Origin of the sequence: Pseudomonas sp. MTM4 (genome assembly GCF_019355055.1) — a bacterium.
Lineage (GTDB): Bacteria > Pseudomonadota > Gammaproteobacteria > Pseudomonadales > Pseudomonadaceae > Stutzerimonas.
Genome location: NZ_CP048411.1, coordinates 1,282,418 through 1,308,393, shown reverse-complemented (window position 1 = coordinate 1,308,393; position 25,976 = coordinate 1,282,418). Strand labels below are relative to the sequence as shown.

Annotated in this window: 26 protein-coding genes and 2 tRNA genes; 9 read left to right on the top strand and 19 right to left on the bottom strand. The window is 58.9% G+C overall.

Annotation, left to right across the window (positions count from 1 at the left end):
• Positions 1 to 58 precede the first annotated feature (58 nt).
• The 3 genes from GYM54_RS05895 to GYM54_RS05885 all read right to left on the bottom strand — a co-directional run bounded on the left by GYM54_RS05895 (position 59) and on the right by GYM54_RS05885 (position 2,503).
• Positions 59 to 1,129 carry an acyltransferase gene (locus tag GYM54_RS05895; protein WP_197445699.1) on the bottom strand — a complete coding sequence of 357 codons (1,071 nt, stop codon included), beginning with the start codon at positions 1,127 to 1,129 and terminating at the stop codon, positions 59 to 61.
• Positions 1,130 to 1,176: 47 nt separating this feature from the next.
• On the bottom strand, positions 1,177 to 2,175 hold the full coding sequence (locus GYM54_RS05890; protein ID WP_181101240.1) for a glycosyltransferase: 999 nt from the start codon (positions 2,173 to 2,175) through the stop codon (positions 1,177 to 1,179).
• 103 nt (positions 2,176 to 2,278) lie between these two features.
• A complete protein-coding gene (locus tag GYM54_RS05885) occupies positions 2,279 to 2,503 on the bottom strand; it encodes a hypothetical protein (protein WP_131650355.1) in 225 nt (74 codons plus the stop codon).
• A 161-nt stretch (positions 2,504 to 2,664) separates the two neighbouring features.
• On the opposite strand from GYM54_RS05885, the gene GYM54_RS05880 reads away from it, so the two are divergent.
• A complete protein-coding gene (locus GYM54_RS05880; protein ID WP_181101241.1) occupies positions 2,665 to 2,820 on the top strand; it encodes a hypothetical protein in 156 nt (51 codons plus the stop codon).
• A gap of 78 nt (positions 2,821 to 2,898) precedes the next feature.
• On the opposite strand, the gene GYM54_RS05875 is transcribed toward GYM54_RS05880, so the two are convergent.
• The 14 genes from GYM54_RS05875 to GYM54_RS05810 form a co-directional block, all read right to left on the bottom strand.
• A complete protein-coding gene (locus GYM54_RS05875) occupies positions 2,899 to 4,116 on the bottom strand; it encodes a glycosyltransferase family 4 protein (RefSeq protein WP_181101242.1) in 1,218 nt (405 codons plus the stop codon).
• A gap of 141 nt (positions 4,117 to 4,257) precedes the next feature.
• A complete protein-coding gene (locus GYM54_RS05870) occupies positions 4,258 to 5,376 on the bottom strand; it encodes a glycosyltransferase family 1 protein (RefSeq protein WP_131650357.1) in 1,119 nt (372 codons plus the stop codon).
• 152 nt (positions 5,377 to 5,528) lie between these two features.
• Positions 5,529 to 6,851: a hypothetical protein gene (locus GYM54_RS05865; protein WP_181101244.1), complete on the bottom strand. Its 1,323-nt coding sequence runs from the start codon at positions 6,849 to 6,851 to the stop codon at positions 5,529 to 5,531.
• Positions 6,848 to 8,182: a hypothetical protein gene (locus GYM54_RS05860; RefSeq protein WP_181101495.1), complete on the bottom strand. Its 1,335-nt coding sequence runs from the start codon at positions 8,180 to 8,182 to the stop codon at positions 6,848 to 6,850. Before GYM54_RS05860 ends, GYM54_RS05865 begins: the two co-directional genes overlap by 4 nt.
• Positions 8,127 to 9,386: a glycosyltransferase family 4 protein gene (locus GYM54_RS05855; RefSeq protein WP_181101246.1), complete on the bottom strand. Its 1,260-nt coding sequence runs from the start codon at positions 9,384 to 9,386 to the stop codon at positions 8,127 to 8,129. The genes GYM54_RS05860 and GYM54_RS05855 overlap by 56 nt, the downstream gene beginning before the upstream one ends.
• A 33-nt stretch (positions 9,387 to 9,419) precedes the next feature.
• Positions 9,420 to 9,923, bottom strand: a complete 504-nt coding sequence (gene rfaH, locus GYM54_RS05850) for a transcription/translation regulatory transformer protein RfaH (RefSeq protein WP_181101248.1) — start codon at positions 9,921 to 9,923, stop codon at positions 9,420 to 9,422.
• A 55-nt stretch (positions 9,924 to 9,978) separates the two neighbouring features.
• Positions 9,979 to 10,719, bottom strand: a complete 741-nt coding sequence (locus GYM54_RS05845; RefSeq protein WP_181101250.1) for a WbqC family protein — start codon at positions 10,717 to 10,719, stop codon at positions 9,979 to 9,981.
• A gap of 19 nt (positions 10,720 to 10,738) precedes the next feature.
• Positions 10,739 to 12,949 (bottom strand): polysaccharide biosynthesis tyrosine autokinase, encoded by a 2,211-nt coding sequence (locus tag GYM54_RS05840; RefSeq protein ID WP_197445700.1) that lies wholly within the window; start codon positions 12,947 to 12,949, stop codon positions 10,739 to 10,741.
• Positions 12,950 to 13,006: 57 nt separating this feature from the next.
• Positions 13,007 to 13,930 carry a glycosyltransferase gene (locus GYM54_RS05835; RefSeq protein ID WP_197445754.1) on the bottom strand — a complete coding sequence of 308 codons (924 nt, stop codon included), beginning with the start codon at positions 13,928 to 13,930 and terminating at the stop codon, positions 13,007 to 13,009.
• Positions 13,931 to 13,936: 6 nt separating this feature from the next.
• Positions 13,937 to 15,463, bottom strand: a complete 1,527-nt coding sequence (locus tag GYM54_RS05830; RefSeq protein ID WP_231752231.1) for a lipopolysaccharide biosynthesis protein — start codon at positions 15,461 to 15,463, stop codon at positions 13,937 to 13,939.
• A 23-nt stretch (positions 15,464 to 15,486) separates the two neighbouring features.
• A complete protein-coding gene (locus GYM54_RS05825; RefSeq protein ID WP_197445756.1) occupies positions 15,487 to 16,668 on the bottom strand; it encodes a DegT/DnrJ/EryC1/StrS aminotransferase family protein in 1,182 nt (393 codons plus the stop codon).
• 68 nt (positions 16,669 to 16,736) lie between these two features.
• Positions 16,737 to 17,510 (bottom strand): hypothetical protein, encoded by a 774-nt coding sequence (locus GYM54_RS05820; RefSeq protein WP_197445701.1) that lies wholly within the window; start codon positions 17,508 to 17,510, stop codon positions 16,737 to 16,739.
• Between the two features lie 719 nt (positions 17,511 to 18,229).
• A tRNA-Met gene (locus tag GYM54_RS05815) sits at positions 18,230 to 18,306 on the bottom strand.
• Between the two features lie 169 nt (positions 18,307 to 18,475).
• Positions 18,476 to 18,552 (bottom strand) — tRNA-Met (locus GYM54_RS05810).
• Positions 18,553 to 18,962: 410 nt separating this feature from the next.
• Between GYM54_RS05810 and GYM54_RS05805 the strand changes: the two genes are divergently transcribed.
• The 3 genes from GYM54_RS05805 to GYM54_RS05795 all read left to right on the top strand — a co-directional run bounded on the left by GYM54_RS05805 (position 18,963) and on the right by GYM54_RS05795 (position 20,659).
• Positions 18,963 to 19,277 carry a hypothetical protein gene (locus GYM54_RS05805; protein WP_231752232.1) on the top strand — a complete coding sequence of 105 codons (315 nt, stop codon included), beginning with the start codon at positions 18,963 to 18,965 and terminating at the stop codon, positions 19,275 to 19,277.
• A 31-nt stretch (positions 19,278 to 19,308) separates the two neighbouring features.
• Complete coding sequence (locus tag GYM54_RS05800; protein WP_197445762.1) at positions 19,309 to 19,602, top strand: hypothetical protein; 294 nt, start codon at positions 19,309 to 19,311, stop codon at positions 19,600 to 19,602.
• Between the two features lie 82 nt (positions 19,603 to 19,684).
• Positions 19,685 to 20,659: a tRNA-dihydrouridine synthase gene (locus tag GYM54_RS05795; RefSeq protein WP_197445702.1), complete on the top strand. Its 975-nt coding sequence runs from the start codon at positions 19,685 to 19,687 to the stop codon at positions 20,657 to 20,659.
• On the opposite strand, the gene GYM54_RS05790 is transcribed toward GYM54_RS05795, so the two are convergent.
• Positions 20,656 to 21,402, bottom strand: coding sequence for an SDR family oxidoreductase (locus tag GYM54_RS05790; RefSeq protein ID WP_197445703.1), 747 nt, complete (start codon positions 21,400 to 21,402; stop codon positions 20,656 to 20,658). The two genes, GYM54_RS05795 and GYM54_RS05790, sit on opposite strands and share 4 nt — an antisense overlap.
• 112 nt (positions 21,403 to 21,514) lie before the next feature.
• Here GYM54_RS05790 and GYM54_RS05785 point away from each other — a divergent pair, with 112 nt between their 5' ends.
• The 5 genes from GYM54_RS05785 (at position 21,515) to GYM54_RS05765 (ending at position 24,195) form a co-directional block, all read left to right on the top strand.
• Entirely contained in the window at positions 21,515 to 21,961 is a 447-nt protein-coding gene (locus tag GYM54_RS05785) for an Hsp20 family protein (protein WP_197445704.1), read from the top strand.
• A gap of 458 nt (positions 21,962 to 22,419) precedes the next feature.
• A complete protein-coding gene (locus GYM54_RS05780; protein ID WP_197445705.1) occupies positions 22,420 to 22,908 on the top strand; it encodes a YkvA family protein in 489 nt (162 codons plus the stop codon).
• Positions 22,909 to 23,029: 121 nt separating this feature from the next.
• Complete coding sequence (locus tag GYM54_RS05775; RefSeq protein WP_197445706.1) at positions 23,030 to 23,350, top strand: helix-turn-helix transcriptional regulator; 321 nt, start codon at positions 23,030 to 23,032, stop codon at positions 23,348 to 23,350.
• Positions 23,332 to 23,727, top strand: a complete 396-nt coding sequence (locus tag GYM54_RS05770) for a hypothetical protein (protein ID WP_131650368.1) — start codon at positions 23,332 to 23,334, stop codon at positions 23,725 to 23,727. The genes GYM54_RS05775 and GYM54_RS05770 overlap by 19 nt, the downstream gene beginning before the upstream one ends.
• On the top strand, positions 23,728 to 24,195 hold the full coding sequence (locus GYM54_RS05765; RefSeq protein ID WP_197445707.1) for a tetratricopeptide repeat protein: 468 nt from the start codon (positions 23,728 to 23,730) through the stop codon (positions 24,193 to 24,195).
• On the opposite strand, the gene GYM54_RS05760 is transcribed toward GYM54_RS05765, so the two are convergent.
• Complete coding sequence (locus GYM54_RS05760) at positions 24,162 to 25,958, bottom strand: bifunctional diguanylate cyclase/phosphodiesterase (protein WP_197445708.1); 1,797 nt, start codon at positions 25,956 to 25,958, stop codon at positions 24,162 to 24,164. The genes GYM54_RS05765 and GYM54_RS05760 overlap by 34 nt on opposite strands.
• Between the last annotated feature and the right edge of the window lie 18 nt (positions 25,959 to 25,976).

Here is a 25,976-nt window from a genome sequence, read left to right as displayed (position 1 = left end):
GGCCTCGTCACAATCTTTCGTAGCAAATCGAGCAGGCTGCCTATGGTGTAGGCAGGAATCAGGGCGCAGGGCTTAGATCTATACGGGCGGTACGCTCGCGAGCCCCAGGTAGATAGCGTTTCAGCCGTAAAGCCGGGGACTCGATCCAATGCCAGGACAACGCTGCGATGGCGATGCTTGCAAAGAGGCTGATCGCCATGAATGCGCCCAGCGGCAACTGCGGGCTGAACCAGTGCATCAGCAACTGCTGGATCGGGAAGCTGAAAATGTAGATGCCGTAGGAGAAATCGCCATACCTGCCGAATCCGGACAACCGCGGAATCCGCAGGTGTGCCAGATAGATGGTCAGGTAAGGCAATGTCAGAACGTGGATATACAGCCATAGCTCAGTTTTGGCACTGAGCAGCGAAAGCGCGAGCAAGCTCAGGGCGACCTTCCAGTTCCAGGGCAGATTTCTGCGATATAGGTATAGCGCCGAACCGAGGAAGAAGAACATCCCCAGCCGGGTGGACTTATGCAGAATGTCGCTGTCCAGCCCCAGGCCAGGTGCCAGCTGGAAATGGATCAACATCAACATCGCGGGCACGGTCAGCACGGCGATTCGCCCGAATAACTTGAGCAGCCCCATCGCCAGCAATGAGGCGTACATCAGCACTTCGTAGGGCAATGTCCAGACCGATCCATTGACGGTGCCGGGAAAGGGGTTGTCGGTGAAGACGGCAGGCAAATGAAATTGCGTGATCAGGGCCATGTTGCTGAGGTAGCCCAGGGTCTGGCTATTGAGAAGGTATGCCTTCAGCGACAGCCCGGTCGCCAGTGGCCCGACGACGAACGCAGTGAGTAAGACCGATACGCACAACGCCGGAAAAATCCGCAGGGCGCGTTTGGCGACGAAGTCCAGAACGCTGCGACTGTTCATCCATGAGGCGGCGATCAAAAAGCCGCTCATTACGAAGAACAGGTTCACGGCAATGTCGGCGGTATCCATGGATCCGGTGAATAGCCGTACCGGTTCGACATGGCCGGCTCCCGACAGCCAATAACAATGACCGATGACAACTGCCGAAGCGGCGAAGAATCGCAGGAAGTCGAAGTTGTTTGCGTCACGTTGCACTGATGTGACGTCCATGAACCATCCCTCGATGAGCTGGGCAGCGGGGAGCCGCCGGCGATTGGTCAACGCAATGGAAAGATTTTGCTCATGCCCAGCGCACCATTTTCACCGTCATGAATGGCTTGCTCGATAAGCTTCAGGCGCTTACGGGTATTGCGCAGCCGGGCGATCAGACGCAGCAGGGTGAGGAAGATCGCACGATTGAGGCGATGCAGCCGGGGAGAAGCGGCCCAGACGTTCTTGTCGAACCAGGCTTGATTGCGCGCGGCATAGTAGGCGCGGAAATCCGAGTCGCCGAGCAGGAAGGTTTCGTAGATGTTGCGGGTGCGCGCCTTGATGTTCCAGGACTCTTCGAGCTCTTCGATCACGGCATCGGTAAAGAGGAACAGACGACCGCCGCCAGCAGTGATGCGTCGCGTGTATTCAGTGTCGTCGACATAAAGCACCAGTTCCTTTAGCGGCACGCCGATGCGTTGGTACAGACTGCGATGCGCCAGCATACCGCCATAGGGGGCGAACGGCAGGCTGATGCTCGCTGGCCGTTTACCGGGCCGCTTGGCCCACGGCAGGCGGCGCCACAGCTTGTAGGGAAGCTGCGCGATGTGAAAGCCGAAATAGCTGGAGCGCGGCTGAAGGATGTAGCGCGGCGGTACGCCTTGGGCAACGTCCGCCTGCTGCGTTGCGCGATAGCCCAGCACCGCGACTCGTTCCGGGCCTAGCAGGCCACCCAGGCGCGTCAGTTCGCGATGCAGGATCGACACCGCCGCGGTGGTCGGAGCGTTGTCGTCATCCATCATCCAGATGTAATCGGCCCCGCCTGCCAGGGCAGCTTCGAGCGCCACGGCATAGCCATTCGCCGAGCCTGTATTGTGCGGGAGCTGGATTAGTCGGACCTTTCCAGGCCAGCGCTCCGGCAGTTGCTCCAGCGGCGCCAGCGCGGCATTGCTCACGACGATCACTTCGTTGATTTCGACGAAGGCCAGCGCGCGCTCGATCAGCTGTTGCAGGTAAGCCAGCCGATCGCCATAGGTCACGGTCACCACTGTGGTTTTGGGAGTCATGGGGTGTCTCGGCATGAATCGCGGAACGGCTGTCGCGTCAACGGCGCAACGCCGTCGGTGAGGCGCTTGAAGCGCGGCAGCGCAAAGACCGTGGACTGGAGTGTCAGAGGTCGCTGGCGGTTTCAGTCATCTCGGCATCGGGCGGTACTGTGGCCAGATCGGCACCGAGAATGTCGGTGTCCCGGTCTGCGATAAAGAACGCATGGAAGACGCTGATCAACCGGCTTCCATTGGGCATTCCTGGCAACTCGGGCGCCTGGAATATTTCGGTATAGGAATAACCGTCGGCGTAAACCAGCGATTGCCTATTTTGGTCTGCACTGTCCATGGCACCTCCAAAAGGTCGCAGGGTTAAAACGAGTAGCGGATGCTGTCGCCAGAGCGGATGTACTGGCTATCGGAAAGCGGTCTCGCCAGACGTACTGGCGGGGGCGTAATCGTTACGGACCCACTGGTGGCGCTGCACGATGGTGCGATCCGGCGAGCCCCATGATCGAAGATAATCGCCCGGCCCACCGAGCTGTTGGCACAGCTGGGCACGTCCCGTGCGAAGCTTTCGTGACCTTGCCGATACAGCTCACCGTCGGTGTGCTGGGCGATATGGACGGCGCCTGTCGTCCCGCTGATCAGCAGGGCAAGGCCTAATACGCAGGTGGTCTGGACTCGTTGAGTTGCGGTTGCTGTGTTCATCCTTGAAACCTCGCAATTGAAATGGGGTCCTTATCAGGCGGGCTTCATTGGAACCGCCGTTGGGTAAACCGGTGCGACGCTCACCGGTGCAACGGTCGGTCGGGGCAACAGCGCATCCTGTCCCTGAAGCAAAGAAACCTCGCGAACCCTAGTATCGACGAAGGTCTTAATCTCTTGCCTGAATCGTTCGGTTGAAAAACGCTCCGCGCTCGCACGGCAGGTGTCGGGCAATATGTGATGCGCTTCCGATTCGAACTCCGCGACCGCGGCAATCAGGGATTCTGGCGTCTGCTCGGCATAGAAGATCCCTGTCGGCTCGGGGTGATCGATTCCCCGCACGGTTTCGAGCACGCCACCTTTCCCATAGGCGATGACAGGGGTGCCGCAGGCTTGAGCTTCGATGGGCGCGATGCCGAAATCTTCCTCCGCAGCGAACACGAATGCGCGGGCGCGTTGCATGTGATGCAGCAGCACGGCGAAATTCTGATAGCCCATCAGCGTCACGTTCGGTGTTGCGAGCTCCTTTGCCTTTTCCATTTCGGGTCCGGTGCCGATCACGATCAGCTTCTTGTCTGGCATGCGCGAAAAGGCTTCGACGATCATCGGAATGCGTTTGTACGGCACCATCCGAGACGCCGTCAGATAAAAGTCTTCTTTATCCGCATATAGCGTGAACTGACGGGTGTCGACGGGCGGATAGATCACGGTCGACTCACGGCGATAGCTCTTGTTGATACGTCGACCGATGAAGTGAGAGTTGGCGATGAACTCGTCCACGCCGCTTGCGGTGCGCTGGTCCCACATGCGCATGTAGTGCAGCAGCATGCGCGCCAGTTTGGCCTTGAGGCCGTGGTCCAGACTGGCCTCGTGCAGATACTGGTGCTGAAGGTCCCAGGCGTAGCGGATCGGCGAGTGCACGTAGCTGATGTGCAGTTGGTTCGGCCCGGTGAGTACGCCCTTTGCCACGGCATGGCTGCTGGATATCACCAGGTCATAGGGCGACATGTCGAGCTGCTCGATAGCCAGGGGCATCAGGGGCAGATACTTCTGGTAGTGCGTCTTCGCCTTGGGCAGTTGTTGGATGAAAGTGGTGGTGGCGCGTTTGCAGCCGAGACTGGCTCGATCTTCGTCGGAGAGAAAGTCGATGACGGCGAACAGGTCTGCTTCCGGCCAGGTCTCAAGCAGCCCGGCAAGCACCCGTTCGGCGCCTGCGTAGGTCACCAGCCAGTCATGAACAATGGCGATTTTCATACGTTAGCCTTCATGGATAAAGAGTGGCAGCGGGATCAATCGTCGATCAGTCGGCGACTGAAGTTTGGGAGTGCCGCGGCGATGCGGCAGGTGGTTGTGGACGCACTCGGCATGGCCGGCTTCTGTCGGCGTTTGCCTGAGTTAATGCTTGGGCTGGCCGAGCGGGAGCTGTTGTAGGTCTGCTTTCCGACCATCACTCACGCCGGTGAACGCTTGGTCGATCAGCCGGGATACCTGCCGGGCGGACGAATTCCAGCAGTACCGCGCTACATTCGCCTTGCCACGCCGCCGCAGATCCTGGCGTAAGGCCTCGTCGCGCAGGACCCGCTGCATGCAATCTGCGATGTCCTGGACCTTCAAAGGATCGAAGTACAGCGCGCTGTCGCCCAGGACTTCCGGAATGGAGGCGGCACGTGCCGCGATGACGGGGCAGCCGCAGGCCTGCGCCTCGAGCGGGGGGATGCCAAAGCCTTCGTAAATCGACGGAAACACGAAGGCCGTTGCGCCCTGGTAGGCCTCCACCAGCTCTTGATCGGTGAGCCTGCCAAGCATGCGGATGCGCCGGTTGCCGGCCACATCATGGACGCTGCCGGAGAAGATTCGGTTCGAGTCGCCGATGATGCGCAGCTCGACTTCATCGAGCCCTTCAAGTTTCAGAAATGCCGCGACCATCCTGGCGAAGTTCTTGTGCGCGCTGGGTGATGACACTGCAAGCAGATAAGGCGCCGAGCCACGCGAACATTGCTCGGCACAGAAGGGTTGAAAGCGCGTGTCCACGGCGTTGGGCACCACGCAAATATGGCGTGCCGGATAGCCATAGAAGCGCGCTATCTCTTTCCGGGAAAATTCGCTCACGGTAATCAGCGCCTTGATTCGTTTGAGTAACAGCGGTGTCAGATTGCGATAGATGGCCCGGAACGCTCTCGAGTAGCTTTCCGGATGCCTGACATAGGTAATGTCATGATGGGTCGCGATCTGGTTGCCATAAGCGAGCGGGGCGGTATTGCAGAGCGAAACCAGCGGTGGGCTGCCATTGCGTGCGAGCCACAGCGGGAGGTCCAGTTGTTCCCAGAGATGGCCTCGGTGGCGCCCGATGCGGCGTACCTGCAACTGTTCGGCGCTGTCGTGCAGGCGTATGTCGTTTGGCGCAACGAAGACCAGGTCATCGCGCAGGCTTCCGAGCTGCAGGCTGATCTGCTCCGCGAAGCGCTGTACACCTCGCATTTCCTGGGTCAGAAAGCGGGCATTGATCACAATCATCTGAAATTCCCCTTTTCAAAAAACTGTTCACGAGTCGAGAGCTTCTGCAAGGGTCTGTTGCCGTTTTGTCGCGAGCCGCGTTGCTGCGCCAAATGTCGCCAGGCCGGGCGGCGTTCCGCAAGGCGCGGCCGCGTACGAAACGGCAACAGACCCTAGGAGCCGGAGCGAGCCGCAGCGGACTTGCCGAGGCTGATGATTTTCGGAAATCCATCGAGTTCGATATTGGCGGTGCAGTTGTTCGCCTCGGCCGGGCAATCCCATGCCGCGTCGCTTTGGGTTCGGCCGTTTTCAGGATGCTTGGTATCGATCAGCTCCAGCGCGCCGGTTGCCTGGCCCGCGGATTCAATGCTGATTGAGCGTGTTTGGTCGGTGCTCCAGGCGACGAGAAGCTGTTCTTCAGCGTTACCGAAGCGCATCAGAACGGTGTCTTTCCTGGGTTCGTCGACATGACCAAGGAACTGGTAGTTCTGGATGATCGGGCTGACCACCTTGAGCACCCGATACGCGGGCTTCAGGGCGTAGTTCTGACGGAGCAAGCCGAAGTTGTGCTCCCGCTCACGCTTGTCGGTGCCATCGTTTCGCAAGTCGTACCACCAGTAGCCCCGCACATTGGGCAGCGTCTTCACGAGCAGGAAGCTGCGCGCCAGATAAGCGGCCTGCAGGCTTTCGTCGATGCCACAGGAACCCTGATAGGCCGGCCAGCTCATCTCTGTCAGATACAGCGGCACCGGCTGGCCGGCGGCGGCTGACAATTCCATATCAACGTCGGCAAGCCACTCGATCCAGGCCTCTGGGGTGTTCTTGCCCCGGCCACGGCAATGTACGTATGGGTGCAGCGAGAGGCCGTCGATCGATTGCATCACGCCGGCTTCGATCAGGCGCAGGGCGAAACCGGATTCGATGCCTTTGGTGGTCACCGCGCCGGCCAACACTTTGGCGTCCGGATCATGCTGGCGAATGATGCCCGCTGCGTCGGTGATCAACCGGACGTAGTCCTGCGTGAATTGCGGATCAATCGGGTTCTCGACGTCCCACTCGTTCCAGACTTCGTAGTGCTTGATACGGCCGCGAAATTGCTGCGCGACGAAGGCGACGTAACGGTTGAAGGCGGCGCGTACCGGCTCACTGCGCGGCTTTTCTCCGTCGCCGTGAAAATGATTGCCGTAGCCCAGAATGAATAGGCTATCGAGCCCCTGCGCTTCGGTGCCGGCGAGATAGCGGTACCAGTGCGGCTCCACCTTGAGCCGGTCGCGGCTGCGTTCGAGAAACGCCCAGTGCGCGTCGGTTCGTATCGACTCGATACCGGCGTCGCGCAACAGTTGATTGCCTTGGCTGCTGCTGTCACGTAAATGCAGGTCATGCGAGCAGACGCCGAGGATGAACGGGTCTTCCGGCTGCTGTGCCGGTGACTGCAGCGCCAGGCCGGATATGGCCGCGACAAGTGCCAGACGGCAAAAATTGAGGCGGGTACTCATGGTCGCTCGTCCCTGTGTCTATAGGCATGCGGTTCAAGGCCGCCATGCGGTTGTGCTGTGGTGACCTGGCTGTACGTCCCTCGATGAAGCGCGTCCCGAGGCGTCAGGACATGGGCGATTGCCATACCGAGGAACAGGGTGGAGGTGGTGACTTCCAATACATCGGTTGCCCAGCCGATCAGGCAGGTGCAGAAGACTATGCCCAGCAGGGCGTCACGAATGCGCGGGCCACGGTCGTGCAGGCGCAGCAGCAACGGGAACAACAGCAAATACAGCAGTACGCCGAACACGCCGAGCATTCCCCAGAGATACAGCGCCGTGTTGTCGGCGATGCTCAGCAGCTCCAGCCAGGCCAGTGGAAAGACCGCTGCACTACTGCCTACCGCACCGAAACCTGCACCCCACCAACCCCAACCTTCGTTGGTGATCACCTCAATGAAATTCGGCCAGCTATGGATCAGACGGTCGTTGAAGGACGCAAGCATGCCGCCGCTGTAGGCCTCGGCCTGCGGAATGTTCAGCAGCAGGCTGGTGATCGGCAATGCCATCCCTGTCAGCACCGCAATGAAAAACGCCGTGGCGCTGGGCATGCGATATCCGGCGAGGAACAGCATCATCAGCGTCAGCAGGTAAGCCGCGGCGGTGGACTTGTTGGTGGTGAGAAAGATCGCGCCGAAGGCCAGCGGGTAAAGCATCATCCGCAGCAGTCGGGAGCGCAGGAAAGCCGCCAGGAACAGGCTGTACAGAGCGATCATCACCGCCAGATTGGTCGACATCCGGGCGAATCCGGCGAGACGGTCGGTACTGCCGAAGGCCCAGGATTTGTTCGCAGTGACCTCGACGTCGCCCATCATGTAGCTGTACCCCTTCCATGGCACGTGGGTGAACATATCCAGTGCGATGCCTAGCAGAGAGGCCATCAGACATAGCCCGATCACCCAGCCCAACAGGACGGTTCTGCGTTCCAGGTAGGTGCCGCAGAACAGCCCGAACAGCAGCGGAACATAGATGAACAAGCTGAAGCCGATGTTTCTCAGCGAAGCCCCGTGAAGTAGCGCGAACGAGCTCGAAACCACCAATGCAAATAGCACCAGCCATACGCCGGGCCTGCTTCGTGCGTGCGGTAATTCGAGCGCCACTGCTGCCAAACAAGCCAGCTTTGGTAGGTAGAGCAGGGCGGAGATACCGGCGATATCGAGGTAATAGCGCAGCGCCCCGGCAAAGGTTTCGCTGATCAGCAGCGAGGCCGCGATCAATGTCAGCAGGGTTGGCTTGTCAATCGCCAGCGGGCTCGATCTGGGATGCGGTGTAATCAGTGAAATCGGCGTCATCATGGGCTCTCCGGCCGTGTAGCGCGGCATGCAGGATCGATTGGTACTGATCGAGCATGCGTTCCATGTCTAGAAATGGCGCAACGCTGCTATGCGCCTGCTGCGATAACCGCTGGCGCAGGCCGCTGTCCAGATAGAGCTTGAGCATCGCTCTGCCGAGCGAGTCGGGGTCGGCCGGTGAGCAGAGCAGCCCGTTGAGATTGTTCTGGATGATCTCCGGCAGGCCACCCATGTTCGTTGCGATGACGGGCAGGTGCTGGGCACAGGCTTCGACGGCTACCAGCCCGAAGGGCTCGGCCCATATCGAAGGCACCACCAGTACGTCGATGTTGCGCATGAAAGTGGCGGCATTCTGATAGCCGACGAAGCGGACTTTGGCCGGATCGGCCTTTGCCTTCAGCTGCGCTTCATCGTCCAGCTTGCCGCGCCCGGCGATTTCCAGGGTGGCGTTGATTGACAGTTCTTGAAACTGATCGATCAGCCACCCCACGCCCTTGTTTTCCGACAGCGTGCCGATATAGCCGAAACGCAACAGGCCGCTGTGGTTATGACGCGGCGTGCGCGGTGCGCTCTCGCTCAGTGTCGCGCTGTTATGCACCACGTGGCGGCTGGCCTGGCTGAAATACCCGTGCCCGGACACCCGGTCCAGAATGAAGCGACTGACGCCGATTACCGCGGCGACCTGTGCCGAGGCCCCCGCGTGATGCTGACGGAAAGCCGAACACATACCGCACTGACGCCCGCAACTGCGGCCTTTGCTGAACATGGTGTCTTTGGGGCACAACAAATAGAGATCATGCAGCACCTGAACGATCGGCACACCGGCCGCGCTGATCTCGTCCCACGCGGAGATCGACCATCCGGTCAGGTTGTGGCAGATCACCACGTCCGGCTGCTCACGTGCGATCACCTCGCGAACGTACAGGCGCATGCGGCGGTTGTAGCGATCGCGGTAATGCCAGCCGAGGCGCAACAACAGGTTGGGCCTGCTCTGGGTGAAGTGCCAGTAAAGGTTGTGCAGGCCGGCGCGATAGAGTCGCACGCCGCCTAGCGTTTCCTCATGCAGCCCGGTCTCCGGGCCGGTGGCCAGCACCGTTACGTCGCAGCCTCGGCCCTGAAGGCCTTCGGCCAACTGGCGCACGACAATTTCCGCGCCACCACCCACATGGGGTGCGTACAGGCTGTGCAGAAACAGAATCTTCATGATCGGAACCCCGAGTTCATCGGTGCACGTGAGTCAGGGCTGCGCGACGCAACCGCTGAGATAGCGGGTTGGCACGCGGACTTTTTGCTCACGCTGCAACAGCTTCAGCAGGATCACCGAACGTTCGTCTCCGTCGTCGCTGACGAAGATCGCCTCGAGTTCGTTGAAGCCGCCACCCTGCAGATGTACACGCTCGCCAGGTTGGAACTTGGGCTTCTCTGCCGGGGCCGCGAGTCGCTGGCGGAGCTGCTCGATGAGTTCGTCCCGAACCGGTGTGGGTTCGCTGCCAAAAGAGACCACTCGGGCGACTCCTCGGGTCGAACGGATGGGATACCAGTTGTCCATGTGCCGATCGAGGCGGATGAACAAATAACCGGGAAACAGCGCTTCGTCCGCTTTGCCGTCACCGGAAGTGCTTGGCTTGTGTGGCCTGTAACACTCGAAGTGTTGGCGTTGGAGATTCTCTTCGGCGCGGATCTCCTGACGGGGTTTGGTTTGGATCAGATACCAGTGTGGATTGTTGCTTAGCGCTGACATGTGAAGCTGCCTTCCATAGAGATGAGGTTGCTGAAGTCCGTTTTGTCGATGTCGTTCATGCCTGCAATGCGGCTTGCTGCTCGATCCCTTCGACGAGAGAGAAACGCTTGAGCAGGCCCTGCACATCGTTTCGGCTGTTGAACATCAGCACGTCGATGATCGATAGCGCAGGCACGAAAGGTTGGCCGAACTGTGGGTAGCTCAGATCGTCCATGCGCAGAAAGCGCAGTGACAGGCCGTAAGCTCGGAAAAGCGCGGGACAGTACAGCGCCATGCCTCCGATGGGGTTGATATAGCGCTCTGCATCGAGCTTTTTCGTGAGGCCGATGACCCGCTCCTGCTTGTCCATGCGGGCCGGCAATCCCATCTCCGACCCGATATGGATGGGTGTCGTGATCTGCAGGTAAGCACAGATGCAGCGGATGGAATGTTCGACGAATCGCGCCAGATTGCGCTCCGGGTGCGTCAGGATCTCGCGGATCAGTGCGATTACTTCGTCGTGATAAGGGGCACGGGCGTAGGCGAATTCCAGCGTCCTCAACAGCTTCTGGGCTTCGTGCGGGAAATCCTCGCATAGCCAGCGCTGGTTGATTGGGTCGAATTGGCCACCCTTGCGCAGGGGAAAGGTGATCAATTTAGGCTGCCCGTTCACCAGCACCCTGTTGCGATTGATCCACGAAGCCTTGACGTACTGAAGGTCGTCACCCAGCACGAAGGCATCGCTGTGGGCGATCAGCTGGAAGTAGCCGAGGTAGGGGAACAGGTAGGGTTGCATCATCGCTGCGGTTCTGAGCACGGCATGTCCCTCGCACGTATCAGGCTTTCTGAGAGTAGCTGTAATAGCCGTAAGCACCGGTTTCATAGGCAGTGCTCGAGGCTTTACGCTTGACGCCGTTGAGAATGGCGCCCTTGAGCAGTACGCCGTTCTGCGCCAGCCGCCGCTTGGATGCTTCGATCTGGCTGGCGGTGCTTAGTCCATAGCGCGCGACCAGCAGGCAGGTGCCAGCCTGTTGCGCGACCAGCACCGCATCGGTCACGGCCAATACCGGTGGTGTATCGATGATGACGAAGTCGTATTCGCGCTCCGCCTCTTTGAGCAACTTGGCGAAATTGTCGTGCATTAGCAGCTCGGACGGGTTTGGCGCGCTGCAGCCGCTGGCAACGAAATGCAGGTTGGCCTGGTCGGTCTTGTTGATGACCGCGGCGAGACGCAGCCCGCTGACCAGTGCATCGGACAGACCGTTGCGCGGCGCCATGCCGAACACACCCGCGAGATAACCGCGACGCATGTCGGCATCGATGAGCAGCACCCGCTGACCCGCCTGGGCGATCACCGATGCCAGATTGCTGGAAACGAAGGACTTGCCCACCGAAGGGGTCGGGCTGGTGACCACCAGCACTTGATTACGAGCCTCGAGCATGGCGAATTTGAGGCTGGTACGCAGGCTGCGCAGTGACTCGATGGCCAGATCGGCCGGATCGGCCGTGCCCAACAGCTTGCTTCTTCCGTCGCGGATTTTCCTGAGCCGGTAAAGGTGTTCCTGTTTCGCCGAAAAAGGCAGAGCGGCATACACCGGGATGCCCAGATGTTCGATGGTCTCCGGGCTCTCTACGCCGCGATAGAACACCTGGCGTAGCAGGATCACCATCGCCGACACCAGCAGGCCGACGAATATGGCGACCAGTACGACCAGGGGCTTGATCGGTTTGGCTGGCTTCTCCACCACCGAGTAGGCGTTGTCGATAATGCGCACGTTGCCGATGGTGCCGGCGCGCAAGATGTCCTGCTCTTGGGCCTTGTCCAATAGCAGGGTGTAGGTGCGGGTCGTGACCTGCATGTCGCGATTGAGGCGCAACAATTCCTGTTGAGTCATCGGTAATGTGTCGATCTTGCCCATCAGCGCAGCTTTTTGTGCCTGCAGCTGACCGATCTTTTTCATCAGCGTCTGGTAGGTGGGGTGCTCCGGTGTGTACAGCTGGTTGTATTCGGTGCGCTTGAGTTCGTGTTCGGAAATCTGTGCTTCCAGCGCGACGACCTGGTCCAGCACACCTTTGGTTTCGATGCTGATGTCTACCGATTGCGCGCTGGTCTGGTAGTCGTTGAGCGCTGCTTCTGCCTTCTCCAGCTCTTTGCGTACCAGCGGCACCTGTGAACGCAGAAACTCCAGGCGCTGTGCTGCTTCGGCGGAGCTGCGCTCGATGTTCTGGCGCACATACAGACGGCTGATCTGATCAAGCACGTGATTGGCCTTGTCCGCGTCCGGATCCTCGAGGGTGAGGTAGATGATTCCCGAGTCCTTGCCGGCTTCACCCACCTTGAGGCGCTTCTGATAATCCAGTGCGGTGGTTTGCGGACGGCTGCGCACGACGGCGAATTCCGTACCCGGGCGGGCTTTGAGGTCGGCGATCTGTACGCGAAAGCCCTCGTGCTGCACGGCTTCGTTGGTCTTGCCGCTCAGCAGCAATTTCTCGTCCGCGTCATACAGGCTGAACGCTCCCGCACTACCGGCACGTAGGATCAACTTCTCGCCCAGATAGGCTTCGGGCACATCCAACTGGAATATGTCCAGTTTTTCGCCGCCCCAGGCATAGCTGCTCATACCTAGCAGAGGCGCGGCGAGTTCGCCGTCCGTCTCTGGGTCATGCTGGCGCGCCATATAGCTGCCGAGAAGTGGGAGGTATTTGGGGCGAGTGGTGATGTAGAGCTTCAGCGCATCGACCGTCCGCCCGAGTACCGAGCGTGACTTGATCAGTTCGATTTCGGTCACCGCCTGGGAAACCGAGTTCGGTCGGGGTATGGCTTCTGGTACGCCGGTTATGCCGGCTTTCTTGGGCTCGATCTGGATCATTGCGCTCGCTCGGTAAACCGGCGTAGCGACAACGGCATAGGCGACGCCGAGCAGGGCGAAGAGGGCGGTGATGGTGATTATCAGAGCCTTATGATCGAACGCCACGCGCAGAATACGCGCCAGGTCGATGCGATTATCTTCGTCGTATTCCAGTGAAGAGCGGGCCATGGCAGTCATTGCGGATCCTTCCTTGAGTATTGCGCCATCGGTGCGGCAGGTGTCAGGCATGCGCTGTCAGGCGCTTGGAATCAGCCTGCGTAACAGGTTGAGGCTGGCGTTCTGAAATACCTGGCTCAACGCCTGAAGCTTGCTGAGCGGCGAAATCGATGCCAGCGCCTGGGCGAAGACCTGGATCATGAAGTACTCGTAGAGCGACTGGTTGCCGATCCGCTGGTAATAGCGGGCAAGGCTGTAATAGGCGTGCATGGACATCTGGATGCGTTGCTTGCTGCTGCGCATGGAGAAGATCCCGCCCTCATGCACGCGGTAGGCGGCGGGTTTTATCTCTTCGATGAACTTGCCCTTGCCGTGGGCTCCGAGCAACGACCACCAGCAGATATCCAGTACTTCGACGCCGTGCAGCTCAGGCGGCAGTTCCTGCACCAGATTGCGAAAGCACACCGTAAGGGTGGAGACCGGGCGCGCCTGCATCAGTTGGCGGGCGGTTGCGTCCCTTCGATATTTGCCTTGCAGGTGCGGGCTGCGCACCACGCCCTGGCTGTTGAACATGAACGCATCGTGGTACGTCATCACGTAGTCGCGGTGTCGTTCGAGAAAGTCGACCTGGATTTGCAGCTTGCGCGGGTCGATCCAGTAATCGTCCCCTTCGCAATAGGCGATGTACTTGCCGCGCGCTTGTGCAAACAACCGCGTGCTGAACGGCACACCCTGGCGGTACTGGTTTTCGCGCTGATAGATCGGCTTGATCACGCTCGGGAAGCGCGCGGCGTATTCACGGATGATCGCCGCAGTGGTGTCGGTCGAGGCGTCGTCATGAACGATCACCTCGAAAGGGAAGTCCGTTTCCTGCCGGAGGAACCCCTCCAGCGTTTCCCTGATGAAGGCTGCGTGGTTGTAGGCCAGGCAGACGATGCTCAGCAGCGGTTCCCGGCTGTTGCCCCAGGCTGCCATCAAGTCCTGCTCGTTTTTCAGTTCCATGTCCATTCAGACGCTCGATTTGGTCATCAGTACGTAAAGCCGCATTACGACGGGCTTGGATGTGAAGGTAACCAGCGCCAGACAGATCAGGCCGCTGACTGCCAGTCCCAGAAGAATGTCGAAACGGTTGTCGCTCGCGATCGCCACGAACACGGGTTCTCCGATCAACAGACCCAGGCCCGTCATGGCGGTGATGCGCAACAAGTCCTGTAGCCATTGCCGATGCAGGCCCGGGGCGAAGCGCTTGTGCACCATCGAAGGCCAGATCAGGAACGTCAGCATGCGCAGTCCGAACCAGGCCAGCGCTGCGCCATAAACGCCATGCTCGAGCGCGGCATAAACCACCAGCGGAATGCTGAGTGCTGCCGAGACCAGGCTGAACCACACATGCAGGCGCAGCTGCCCGTAGGCGTATTGCAGATAGAACTGGAAGGCGGTGACGGCCATGATCGCGCTACCGACCACATACCAAGGCAACACCAGTCGGCTCCATTGCGCCGCTTCTGTATCGCCGGTCCAGGCGAAGACCAGCTCGGCGGAGTGAAAGGCGATGACCCCCGAGAGCGGGAACAAGAGGCTGCAGACGAATCGCGTGGCGTTCAGGTAGAGCGCCTGCATGTCGGCGATCCGGTTCTCGGCCACGAGCATGGTCATGCGTGGAAGCAGCGTCTGCACCAGCGGATTGGTGAGGGTCATGATGCCGGTCGACATCAGCGCCACCAGCGAGAAATAACCGTACTCCTTGAGCAGCAACACGTTGGACAGCAACACCTTGTCCAGCTGCGTCAGGATGATCCACAGCACCGAGGTGAGCGACATGCCGGCGGCGAACGGCAATACCGGCTTGACCACCGCCCAGTCGAATCCGGTCAGGATCGTTGGGTTAGGCATCAGCGCATAGGCCTTGGCGGCGAACACCAGCGTCTCGAACAGAGCGACCACCGTCTGGAACAGAAAGAAGTCCAGAGGGTTCTGACTGACATTGGCCACCAGAAACAGGCCACCAAAATAGCGCAGCGTCGCTATCAGGATGTTGGCGCCGTTCAGCCATGCGTGCAGTTCGAGGCCCTGTAGGCCGCTCTTATAAAGAGTGGCGTACAGCTTCAGGCCGACCATCAGACCCATCAGGCTGATGCACTGAACGATGGTGTCCGTGCTCAGCTCCTGCGCTTGCAACCATTGGTGGGCGATCCAGCCACTGGAGAAATAAACGCTCAAAACCGTCAGTGTTGCCAATGGCAAGAAGATGATTTCGAACGAGCGCAGCAGTTGTCCGGGCTCGTAGCACTGCGCACCACTGGCGAGCCGCCCGCGATAGTGCGCAATCCGATGGACCAGAGACGGTGACAGCCCCGCATCTAGCAGCTGCAACCAGGCCTGTAGCACCGCGAAGAAGCCAATCAAGCCGTAGGCTTCAGCACCAAGATGCCCGAGATAGAAGGGTAGAACGAGAATGCCGATGAGCAGGGCGTACGCCTGACCGGCGTAACTCAGGCCGGTGTTGCGAATCATCGATAGCTTTCGATCAGACATGTAGTCGGGCCGCCGCTAATGAATCAATAAATATTCTTGAACCCAGAATCGGGCAGGCTGAAACGCTGTTCCATCAAATCGGTAGCGTTGACCTGTGGCCAGAAGCGCTCGGTTTGCCGCTGGCTGCGTCGCGAAGATTCTTGCACCAGCGTCTGAACAACCGTGTCCTGGATATGCCGCGGCAGGCCTGGATAGATCGGCAGGCACAGCACTCGACGGCTCAGGGTTCTCGACTGCATTTGCGGCGGTTGCGGCTGCAGATAGCCGAGAGTGTCCAGCGAAGGGTAGAAGTAGCGTCTGGGGTTGATGCCCTTGGCATTCAGCGCTCTCCGACAGCGCAGCAACTGGTCTTCGTTCGCCAGGGCAATCGGGAAATAACTATGGTTGCGCTGGGAGTACGGCTGCTGTTGCTGCAGGTCGAAGTAATCGCCCAGCTGGTCTTCGTAGCGCCTGGCGATCTCCTCCCGTTGCTCCAGAATCAATGCCATGTCATCCAGGATGCACAGGCCCATGGCCGCAGCGAACTCGTTGAGTTTGGCGTTGATGCCGATACCGTCGATGGTGTCTGTGTCGACGATTCCGAAGTTGCATAGCAAACGAATCCTTGCCGCCAGTGCATCGTCATTGGTGACGATGGCTCCTCCTTCGATGGTGTGGAACAGCTTGGTTGCATGGAAGCTGAGCGTGCTGACATCGCCCCAGTGGAGTACCGAGCGGTCCCTGTAGCGCACGCTGAATGCATGGGCACCGTCGTAGACGACCTTCAGCCGATGCCGCTCGGCGACGCGCGCGATGCCTTCCACATCGCAGGCGTTACCGAAGACATGCGTGGCGACGATTGCGCGGGTGTCGCTGTCGATCCGCGCCTCTATAGCCTGCGGGTCCATGTTCCAGCTTGCCTTGTCGATGTCGGCGAAGATTGGCCGGATACCTTCCCACTGCAGCGAGCTGGTGGTCGCAACGAAACTGAACGGGGTCGTGATGGCGCTGCCGGACAGGTTCAATGCCCGATAGGCGATCTGCAACGCCAAGGTGCCGTTATTGGTGAGGATGATATTTCGGACACCTAGGTAATCGCGTAGGCGATCTTCCAGTTCGGTGACCAGCGGCCCGTGATTGGTCAGCCAGCCGGACGCATAGATACTGTCGACGTAGCCCAGAAACTTGGCTTTGTTACCTAGAAAGGACTTGGTGACATTGATCATCGCGATGTCCTTATCGGTAGTCACGTCGAGATCGATAGGCGCAAACCTCTGGCCGAGGCCGGGTTCGGTCATGCGGTAGGCTGCGTGCCGAGCGCGGTCGCGCGACGGGCGCGACGCTGGTTGAGCTTGAGAATCAGCCGGGTCGCAAGGCTGCCTGCGTGCGGGTCGCCATAATGGAATATGGCGGTTGCCCGGCGGCTGGTGGGGTCGCAGGGCTCGTTGGCGTGCAGTGTCCGGTAGCCCCAGAACAGATACAGATTGCCCGGAATCAGCTGCAGCTTTTCGGGCTTCAGAAGATGATGGCGAATGGCTGTGGTTATCGCCTTTCGGCTCAGCGCATTCTGCAACAGCATTTTTTCCAGCACGTTGAACAGAACATTCGAGCGTGCTCGGCGGAGATTGGGAAACATGATCAGATCACCACGATCATTCCCGTTCTGAGGGATTTCGATGGGCAACAGTACGGTTACAAGGCTGGCATCGTAATGAAAGCAATTTGACTCACGACGCCCTGAAGTCCCTTGCACGCAGCGCAACACCTTAAGAATCTCATCGCTGTACGCGGTTTTCCCGATGCCCGCCTGATAAATGCTTTCAAGCATCTGCCGGAACTCCGGCGCAGCGCCTAGAACGCCCAATAGAGAACTTTCGATCTCAACTCCACCATGGTGCGCGAAGTATTGGCCTTTATGTTTTTCGGCATCATTACGGATGTGCTCTTGTAATGAGGTTAATTGTTCGGGCGTAAGGAAGTTGGTAATGCAGGAGCTTCCCTTGACGCTCATTTCCCTGGCAATCAATTGATGCGCTTCGATGTCGATGCTACGGAACAGGGTATTCACGATCAGCTCCGGTTTGGATAAATATATGAGTACGGCGATTGAAAGTTAAATTGTTATTTGAACGGTACGCGAAATCTTCAATTATCTAGATATGAGGTTTTGCTGCCTGTTCTTATTAGGCAAGCTACCGCCATTGCAGGCTTTCGCCGCCATTTGGCTTGCCATCTCTCGTAGGCGTCTACTCCTTGGGGCGGCCCGTATAGCGCGGCTTTCAGGCAAAGCTACCGCACTCGGCTGGGTTTCGAGAGAAGCAATAAAGAGAAATACTGTTAACGCAGAACAGCAAAAATTAGCTGTTACGGAGATGCTATCCCTGCGGACTTAATAGCAATGCCGGGTTCTGTCTGGCTTGCCACTCGAGGAAACGTCCTGTCTCGTTTGTGTGACCTAGTTATCATTCAGAACCTGACGGCAGTCAAGATGGGAAACTAAATTTTTTTTGGGGGTTTTCGGCCTGTCTGTCGTAATCCATTGATAGGCAAAAGGATAAAAGTGCCTTGGGTTACCGAGTCAATAACTATTCTTTTGAAGTCATCCATCTTCGGAACTAAGCCGAACGGCCTATAAATTTTTGGCGTGGAAAAGTTAAAAGGAAAGAATGAACGTGAGGCTGAACTCAACCTAAGCAAGCGAAGGTCGCGAGGTCAAGTGGAGAGAGGAGGGCATTTCAGCGAGGCGGAACGAAAAAGGCCACTCATGAGAGTGGCCTTTTTCGTATTTGGTTGCGGGAGCCGGATTTGAACCGACGACCTTCGGGTTATGAGCCCGACGAGCTACCAGACTGCTCCATCCCGCGTCTGTGGGGCGGCATTCTACAGGCTGACATGACGCTGTCAACCTAAAAGCCGAAAAGAAAGCGTTTCTATTCAGTTATTTAGCGGCGCGCTCAGCAAGCGACGTTGCTTTACACAAGTGACAGGACATAGAAACGAAAAAGGCCACTCAGAGAGTGGCCTTTTCGTATTTGGTTGCGGGAGCCGGATTTGAACCGACGACCTTCGGGTTATGAGCCCGACGAGCTACCAGACTGCTCCATCCCGCGTCTGTGGGGCGGCATTCTACAGCTTTGGTTCGCCATGTCACGGCCTAATTTAGGAGAACGCCTATTTCTTCAAGCGCTTAGCGAAACGCTGATACCTGGTTTCGCAGTAGCGGCCGGGAACTGCCGGGCCGGTGGAGCGCTCGGGCTGGGCTTCTGATGGTAACGAGCGATTCGCAGCATTCCCCAAAGCATTGCCAATGCGGCAGTGCTCCAGCCGACGATCATTAAAAGAATTACCAGTGCGGGAGTAATCATTGTTGGATTCCTTTCTAACCTGACATCAGCCTCTGTAGTTGGGACCCGGGTTTGGATGGACGGTTCCGCTGCCGCTGGTCAGTGATGCTGCTCGGCGGCGCACGGCTCGCACTGAGGGTTGCCTAACGATTGCCGTGACTCTTGATGGAGGAGATATGAAAACCTGTCTGGTAATCACGCTTGGCTTCGTGGCTGGGCTTGCCGCGACCGGCGCCGCTGCCGCATCAGCCGATTTCGTTGATATCGAGTTGGCACAAAACACGGGTGCGGTCGACCGTTCTCTCGGTAACGGCTCGATGGGCGTCGGTGAAGGAATCCAGCGACTACCCGAGCGGCCCGGGGCGGATCGCGTCGAGAGCAAGGAGCGGCAAAAAAAGATCTACGACGAAGCGGGTCACGGTGATAACGACACCGATATGGAACATCGCCCGCGCCGCACCCTGGGCGATCGTGATCGCGATGACGACTGACTAGCTGAATCGATGAAATGGGAGAGCAACGATGTCGAACACACTTGTCTTGATGATCGCTGGCCTGATATTCGCCTCTGGCGCTGCCTTGGCTGACACTGAACTGTCCAATCCTTCTACCACCGGTAACCAAGCGATAGAGCAGCCATCATCCGATATTGGGAGCGCGCGGGATGAGCGGGACGCTCCAATGGATGATAGCGAAGGGTCGGATGATGAGCCGGGGTTGGGCACCATGGGCACGGGAGCCACCGGCACCACGGGTGGCATGGGCGCAACGACCGGTACCGATACCATTGGAGACCGCGAAGATACAGACCAGTAGTCGCCAGGCGGCGCGCCCCGGGCGTTTCTAAGCGCTGTCGGGCTACGTACAATGCGCTCCTTTTTCGATTGGGCTGTTTCTGATGCAAATTGCCTTGGCCCCCATGGAAGGGCTGGTCGATGAGATTCTTCGCGATGTGCTGACGGGTGTCGGCGGTATCGATTGGTGCGTGACCGAGTTCATTCGAATATCGGATCGCCTGTTGCCGCCGTCAAGCTTCCGCAAGCTTGCACCCGAGCTCGATAACGGCGCCCGGACTCGCGCCGGCACTCAGTTACGTGTGCAATTGCTAGGCTCGGATCCGTCTTGCCTGGCCGACAATGCGGCCTTTGCCTGTACCCTCGGTGCGCCTGCCATCGATCTCAACTTCGGCTGCCCGGCTAAAACGGTAAACAAGTCTCGTGGCGGCGCTGTTCTGCTCAAAGAGCCCGAGCTGCTTCATTCGATACTGCGCGAGGTACGCAAGGCTGTGCCTGCGCATGTCCCGGTCACGGCCAAGATGCGGCTGGGCTTCGACAGTCCGGACGGCGCGCTCGATTGCGCCAGAGCCCTGGTGGATGGTGGTGCGGAGCAACTGGTCGTGCATGCCCGGACCAAGTTGCAGGGTTACAAGCCGCCTGCGCATTGGGAATGGGTCGCCAGGGTTCAGGATGTGGTGAATATCCCTGTGTTCGCCAATGGCGATATCTGGTCGCTGGACGACTGGCGCCGTTGCCGCGAAATCAGCGGCGTCGAAGACATCATGCTTGGGCGTGGGCTGGTCTGTCGGCCTGACCTGGCGCGCCAGATCAATGCTGCAAAGCATGGCGCGGAGATTGAGCCGATGAGCTGGGAAGATCTGCAGCCGCTGCTCGCTGACTTCTGGTTGCAGGCGCGTCGCAAGATATCTCCGCGCTACGCACCCGGGCGTCTCAAGCAATGGCTTTCCATGCTGACCCGAACTTACCCGCAAGCCGTTGCGCTGTTTGCCCAGCTTCGACGGGTCGACGATTGTGAGCGACTCGATGCCTTGTTGTGCATCGCCGACAAGGCATCGGAGTTCGAGGCGGTCGTCTAGCGTCCGCCGCTGACGTCCAATAGGGCGCCACTGGTATAGCTGGCTTTTTCACTGGCCAGCCATAGAATCGCCTCAGCTACTTCCTCAGCGTCACCTCCGCGTCCCATAGGCACGCTGGCCTTAACGCGCTCAACGCGTCCCGGCTCACCACCGCTGGCATGAATCTCGGTACGAATCACGCCTGGCCGCACCGCGTTAACCCGAATGCCTTCTGCGGCAACTTCTTTCGCCAGGCCAAGCGTCATACTGTCGATCGCGCCCTTGGCGGCCGCGTAATCGATGTATTCGTTAGGTGCGCCGAGCTTTGCGGCAATCGAAGAGACATTGACGATGGCGCCGCCGTCGCCGCCATAGCGGGTAGACATGCGTTTCACCGCCTCACGCGCGCAAAGGAAACTGCCGGTCACATTGGTTGCGAACACTCGCACCAGCCGCGCCGCATCCATCTCGTCCAGGCGCATCTGCCGCTCCAGCATGCCGGCGTTATTGACCAGCACGTCGAGCCTGCCGAATTCCTTGTCGATCGTGGCGAACAGTCTGGCGACCTGTGCCTCGTCTGCGATATCGGCTCTTACCGCGATGGCGTGAGCGCCGGCACCTCGAAGCTCCTCGAGTAACTGCTGCGCGATATCTTGACGCTGATGAAAGTTGAGGCACAGCGCGTAGCCTTCGGCCGCGGCGAGCCTGGCGGTGGCCGCACCGATGCCTCGGCTGCTGCCTGTAATCAGCATGACTCTGGACATGAAAACTCCGACGAATGGTCTTGAAATGGGTGGGGCAGTTCCTATTTAGGGCTACACAGGATGCCGAATTCGGGTCCTGTAGTAACCACTCGCTGAATATCGGGAGATACAAATGACTAGTTTTTCCATGGCTCCGCTTTTCCGCCAATCCATTGGCTTCGATCGTTTCAATGATCTGTTCGAGTCGGCCCTGCGCAACGACGCGGGCAGCTCGTTTCCACCGTATAACGTGGAAAAGCACGGCGATGACCAGTACCGCATCATCGTAGCAGCCGCCGGTTTCCAGGAGTCCGATCTGGACCTGCAGGTCGAGCGTGGCGTGCTGACCATCAGCGGCGGCAAACGAGAGAGCAGTGGCGAGAGCGTCACCTATCTGCACCAGGGAATTGCCCAGCGTGCGTTCAAGCTCTCGTTCCGTCTCGCCGATCATATAGAGGTCAAAGGCGCAGCACTCAACAGCGGCCTGCTTAGCATCCAGCTCGAGCGCGTCGTCCCTGAAGAAGCCAAGCCCAAGCGCATTCCAATTAACGGTGAGCGCCTGGCTCTGAATGAGGCGTAACCCGCACAGGGTCGCATTGCCCCTCGTTGACTGATAGAGAACCCCGCCGCTCCGGCGGGGTTTTCGTTCGTGGCGCGCTTGATTCAATCCGGAAAGACAGCTGCTCGGCTTGAACATAGAGGAGCGCTGGGCTGTCTCTGTTAGAACGATCAGGCGAGTTTGTCTACTCCTGAGAAGCCGAAATTGCCTTAAAAAAGCGTTGACATGTTACGGTTATGCACATTCCTGGAAACGTAACTCACCGGCTTCACCGTCACCGCTCAATAAATTTCTGGACATTCTTAAGTCACTGATTTTTAAGGATTTATGTTCGCTGAACAAAAACCCATCGATCTGTTTGAAGGCCGCGTCAGACGGGCGTTTGGGGAAGTCATCCAAGAACTGTTCACAAGGTTATCCACAGGAATTGTGGATAATTGTCGAATGCTTCTATGGCGCGGCTTTGCAGGAGGTATTCAATGAAGCTCCCTTGGAAATTCTTCCGCTATTTGCCCATAGCGCAACGCGTACTCGCCCGCGGGCGGTTACCCATGGTGCTGCTTGCCGTCGCTCGCAAGCGTTCGGCACGTGGCGGGCTTATAAAAGGTCTGCGTGACGATCTGGGCTTGCTGCAGGCGTTATGTGTGGCCTGGTGGCGGGGCGAGTACAGAGCCATCAGCAGGCCCGCGCTGATCGCCGCAGTGGCTGGGCTGCTGTACTTCCTCTCACCGATGGATGCCATACCGGACTGGATCCCCGGGCTTGGCTTCATCGACGATCTCGCGGTGCTGGGATGGGTCATGCGCAAATGGTCCGGCGAGCTGCAGGCATTCCGCGATTGGAGAGACAGCCAGCCAGTTGATGTGCAGGCTGACATTGATCGTCCCCCTTCGGTAGATGAGCCGATGGCGGGCGCCGTTAGCCATGCGCGTAGCGCCAGATTCCGAGACGATACATCAAGGGATTAATCCTTTGGTGCTGTTATGGACGGCCACGCTTTCACTCTTTAGTGCGTGCCCGTAGGCTAAAAAACCGTTCTCAGGCTGTTAAGATCCGCTTTCATTCACGGACAAACGAGCGGGGTAGCGGATGAGTGTTCAGGTCATCATGCGTGACGGTGTGCCAGAGTACGCCGTGCTGCCTTGGGATGAATATCAGGCGCTGCTGAGTGAACGTAATGGGCGCACTGCCCAGGCGTACGCCGAGGCTCCGATTGCTTTACCGAAATTCAGCGAATTGTCGGCGATGCGCGAAGCCAAGGGCATGAGTCAGGAGACGCTGGCGCGTTCCGTAGGCATCAGCCCCGTTTATCTTGGCCTTATCGAAAGCGGCGAGCGTGACCCCGGTGACCCCATACGCCGCTCCCTGGCCCGTGCGATGGAGATCGAAGGATGGGAGCCGGAAGCTTGAAAGACGCCGCGCCGTCGATTCGCATCAGCCGCCCGCACTGGCAGGCGTTGCTGGATGAGTTGACCGCCGCTCGACGGCAGCGTCATCTGGTGACTTATCGTGCGTTGGTCGAGCGCCTCCAGTTACCCACGCCTGCGATGCAGACATTGACGGCTGCGTTGGAGTACTTGGCGACACTGGACGCACGCGCTGGCCGACCGTTGCGCAGCGCACTGGTGATCAGCCAAGGTGCCAGCCGTTTGCCCAGAACGGGTTTCTTCGAATGCGCCGCTCGTCTTGGGCGGTTTGCAGGTCCTACCGATGGCGCAGCTGCTGCTTCCTGGCATGCGGGCGAAGTCGCGCGCGTGTTCGAATTCGACTATCCGGAGGCGCCATAAATGCTGCACAAGGTTCGGGCGCGCGCCGGTTATTTCATCGCACGCAAACTGTTGAGCATGCGGTGGGCTGTCGAGCAGCCTGAGTTGTGGCGCTGGATGGAGGGTCAGTTTTCGCGTATGGCCGCGATAGGTGATCCGAAAGCACAGAGCTTTTACGGGCACATCCTGCTTTTCAGAGGGCAGGGTTATGGTGCAAGACGGGAAGGTATACGTTTGTTGCGCCTGGCCGCCGAAGGAGGCGATGCCAAGGCTGCTTACCAGATGGGCGTGATTGCCCTCAGTGAGGATGCCGAACACGGCCCGGACGGAGCCCAGGCGGCGCATTGGTGGAAGCTCGCCGTCGAAGCCGGCCATCCATTAGCCACGACCCGTCTGGCTCAGTTGTACAAGGCGGGCGGACATGGATTGGCGCCTGATCGGCAAGAGGCTGAACGTTACAGAGCCAGCGCCGCCAAACACGGCCTTTGATCGCCTAACGGCCGCCGTTCCGTATCGATCGTGCACAGGCTGTAACCCGCTACCTGCTTGGCCTGACGCTTGGCTTCGGAGGCCAGGACGGCGAGGGATGCGGCGTCGATTTCGGGGGTTGGCCCGGACTTGAGAAGGACCGCGCCGATCGAAAGAGAGAGCAGGGGATAGCGTTGCTGGCCGCCTTGCCGCCCTTCGGCAATGAAGCAACCCTCGGCCAGATGGTCGTCGCGGTAGAAGGATCGGCAGCGTCGCTCGAATGTGTCGAATAGCCGGCTGATCCTCGCTGACCAGTCTTCGGACCTCATCACCAACATGAAGTCATCCCCACCGATGTGACCCACGAAGTCACGACTCGAATCGATCTGTTCATCCAGGCAGTGAGCAAGACATAGCAAGACCTCGTCACCCTTGGCGTACCCGTACAGGTCGTTGAAGGGTTTGAAATGATCGATATCGACGTAGCAGATCACCGCCTCTCGATGTTGCCGCAGCAGTCGCGTCAGGCATTGCTGAATCGGTACATTACCGGGTAGCAGCGTCAGCGGGTTGGCATGGCGTGCCTGCTGAACCTTCATCTCGGTGATCAGCCTCAGCACATCGATGACCCTGCCAAGGCCGTGATAGCGACCGTTGAGGGTGATGACGAAATCTTCGTCGATGCGCTGTCGTGCTCGGCAGGTCAACAGCCGGCTGACCTGTTGCAGGGACTGGCCAAGCTCTACGGCGAGAAAGTCATCGCTCATCAATCTACTGATGGGTTTGCGCGCCAGCAGGTCGGTTGCAAAGGGCTTGAGCAAGGCGTCAGAGAGCAGGCTTCGATGCACGACACCTACTGGCGTGTCCATCGCGTCGAGGACCGCGACCGAATTCAGATTCGCTTGCAGGCGGAACAGTTCCAGCACGTCCCCTATCGGGCAGGAGATGGTAACCGCGGCTTGTTTCAGTACCAGTGGAGACAGGTCCGGCTGGTTCTCGTCCAGCGTATCATCACGATCCCCTATATTTGGCAGCAGCACCGCTGCATCGATAGCCGGTATCTCTTCCGGTCGGCCCAACAAGTACCCCTGAACCAGATCGACCCCCATGTCCGAAAGTATCCGGAGCTCCTCGCTTAGCTCGATGCCTTCGGCGATCACCTGGGCGCGTGAGGCTCTGGCGATTTTCATGATGGATTCGACAAACTCGCGTTTGACGGCGTCCCGGTGAATGCCATCGATAAAATAACGGTCGATCTTGACGTAATCGGGGCGCAGCTCCGACCACATGCGCAGCCCAGAATAGCCGGCGCCGAGATCATCGAGAGCGATCGAGAAACCCATGTCACGGTAGTGATGCAGTGCGGCATCGAGCAGTTCGAAGTCGTCCGTGGGGGTCTGCTCCGTAAGCTCGATCACGACCCTGTCCGCCGGGATGCGGTATTTCTGTAGCAGCTCCAGGGTTCGGCCCGGTTTGTGGGCCGCCTCCAGCAGTGTTTCCGGCGATACGTTGAGAAACAGCTTGCCTCGTAGATTCTGCTGGCTATAGCGGCGGCAAGCATTTTCCCGGCAGGTCATTTCGAGTTCGTTGAGCCGACCGGCATGTCGTGCGGCCGCGAGCAGATTGATGGGGGAGTGCAGAGCGGTGTTGGATGGGCCGCGAGTCAACGCTTCGTAACCGAGAATATGCCGTTCGGAAAGTGAAACGATAGGCTGGAAAAGGCTGGTGATGTCGCCGTGAGCAAGGATGTTATCCAGCGTGCTCAACTGCTCGGTGACGGTCATGGTGATCTCGTGTTGGCC

Excerpts from the sequence above, each read along its gene's own strand:
- GYM54_RS05895 (WP_197445699.1), bottom strand. The coding sequence starts at position 1,129 with ATGGACGTCACATCAGTGCAACGTGACGCAAACAACTTCGACTTCCTG.
- GYM54_RS05890 (WP_181101240.1), bottom strand. The coding sequence starts at position 2,175 with ATGACTCCCAAAACCACAGTGGTGACCGTGACCTATGGCGATCGGCTG.
- GYM54_RS05885 (WP_131650355.1), bottom strand. The coding sequence starts at position 2,503 with ATGGACAGTGCAGACCAAAATAGGCAATCGCTGGTTTACGCCGACGGT.
- GYM54_RS05880 (WP_181101241.1), top strand. The coding sequence starts at position 2,665 with ATGATCGAAGATAATCGCCCGGCCCACCGAGCTGTTGGCACAGCTGGG.
- GYM54_RS05875 (WP_181101242.1), bottom strand. The coding sequence starts at position 4,116 with ATGAAAATCGCCATTGTTCATGACTGGCTGGTGACCTACGCAGGCGCC.
- GYM54_RS05870 (WP_131650357.1), bottom strand. The coding sequence starts at position 5,376 with ATGATTGTGATCAATGCCCGCTTTCTGACCCAGGAAATGCGAGGTGTA.
- GYM54_RS05865 (WP_181101244.1), bottom strand. The coding sequence starts at position 6,851 with ATGAGTACCCGCCTCAATTTTTGCCGTCTGGCACTTGTCGCGGCCATA.
- GYM54_RS05860 (WP_181101495.1), bottom strand. The coding sequence starts at position 8,182 with ATGACGCCGATTTCACTGATTACACCGCATCCCAGATCGAGCCCGCTG.
- GYM54_RS05855 (WP_181101246.1), bottom strand. The coding sequence starts at position 9,386 with ATGAAGATTCTGTTTCTGCACAGCCTGTACGCACCCCATGTGGGTGGT.
- rfaH (WP_181101248.1), bottom strand. The coding sequence starts at position 9,923 with ATGTCAGCGCTAAGCAACAATCCACACTGGTATCTGATCCAAACCAAA.
- GYM54_RS05840 (WP_197445700.1), bottom strand. The coding sequence starts at position 12,949 with ATGACTGCCATGGCCCGCTCTTCACTGGAATACGACGAAGATAATCGC.
- GYM54_RS05835 (WP_197445754.1), bottom strand. The coding sequence starts at position 13,930 with ATGGAACTGAAAAACGAGCAGGACTTGATGGCAGCCTGGGGCAACAGC.
- GYM54_RS05830 (WP_231752231.1), bottom strand. The coding sequence starts at position 15,463 with ATGTCTGATCGAAAGCTATCGATGATTCGCAACACCGGCCTGAGTTAC.
- GYM54_RS05825 (WP_197445756.1), bottom strand. The coding sequence starts at position 16,668 with ATGATCAATGTCACCAAGTCCTTTCTAGGTAACAAAGCCAAGTTTCTG.
- GYM54_RS05805 (WP_231752232.1), top strand. The coding sequence starts at position 18,963 with ATGAAAACCTGTCTGGTAATCACGCTTGGCTTCGTGGCTGGGCTTGCC.
- GYM54_RS05800 (WP_197445762.1), top strand. The coding sequence starts at position 19,309 with ATGTCGAACACACTTGTCTTGATGATCGCTGGCCTGATATTCGCCTCT.
- GYM54_RS05795 (WP_197445702.1), top strand. The coding sequence starts at position 19,685 with ATGCAAATTGCCTTGGCCCCCATGGAAGGGCTGGTCGATGAGATTCTT.
- GYM54_RS05790 (WP_197445703.1), bottom strand. The coding sequence starts at position 21,402 with ATGTCCAGAGTCATGCTGATTACAGGCAGCAGCCGAGGCATCGGTGCG.
- GYM54_RS05785 (WP_197445704.1), top strand. The coding sequence starts at position 21,515 with ATGACTAGTTTTTCCATGGCTCCGCTTTTCCGCCAATCCATTGGCTTC.
- GYM54_RS05780 (WP_197445705.1), top strand. The coding sequence starts at position 22,420 with ATGAAGCTCCCTTGGAAATTCTTCCGCTATTTGCCCATAGCGCAACGC.
- GYM54_RS05775 (WP_197445706.1), top strand. The coding sequence starts at position 23,030 with ATGAGTGTTCAGGTCATCATGCGTGACGGTGTGCCAGAGTACGCCGTG.
- GYM54_RS05770 (WP_131650368.1), top strand. The coding sequence starts at position 23,332 with ATGGGAGCCGGAAGCTTGAAAGACGCCGCGCCGTCGATTCGCATCAGC.
- GYM54_RS05765 (WP_197445707.1), top strand. The coding sequence starts at position 23,728 with ATGCTGCACAAGGTTCGGGCGCGCGCCGGTTATTTCATCGCACGCAAA.
- GYM54_RS05760 (WP_197445708.1), bottom strand. The coding sequence starts at position 25,958 with ATGACCGTCACCGAGCAGTTGAGCACGCTGGATAACATCCTTGCTCAC.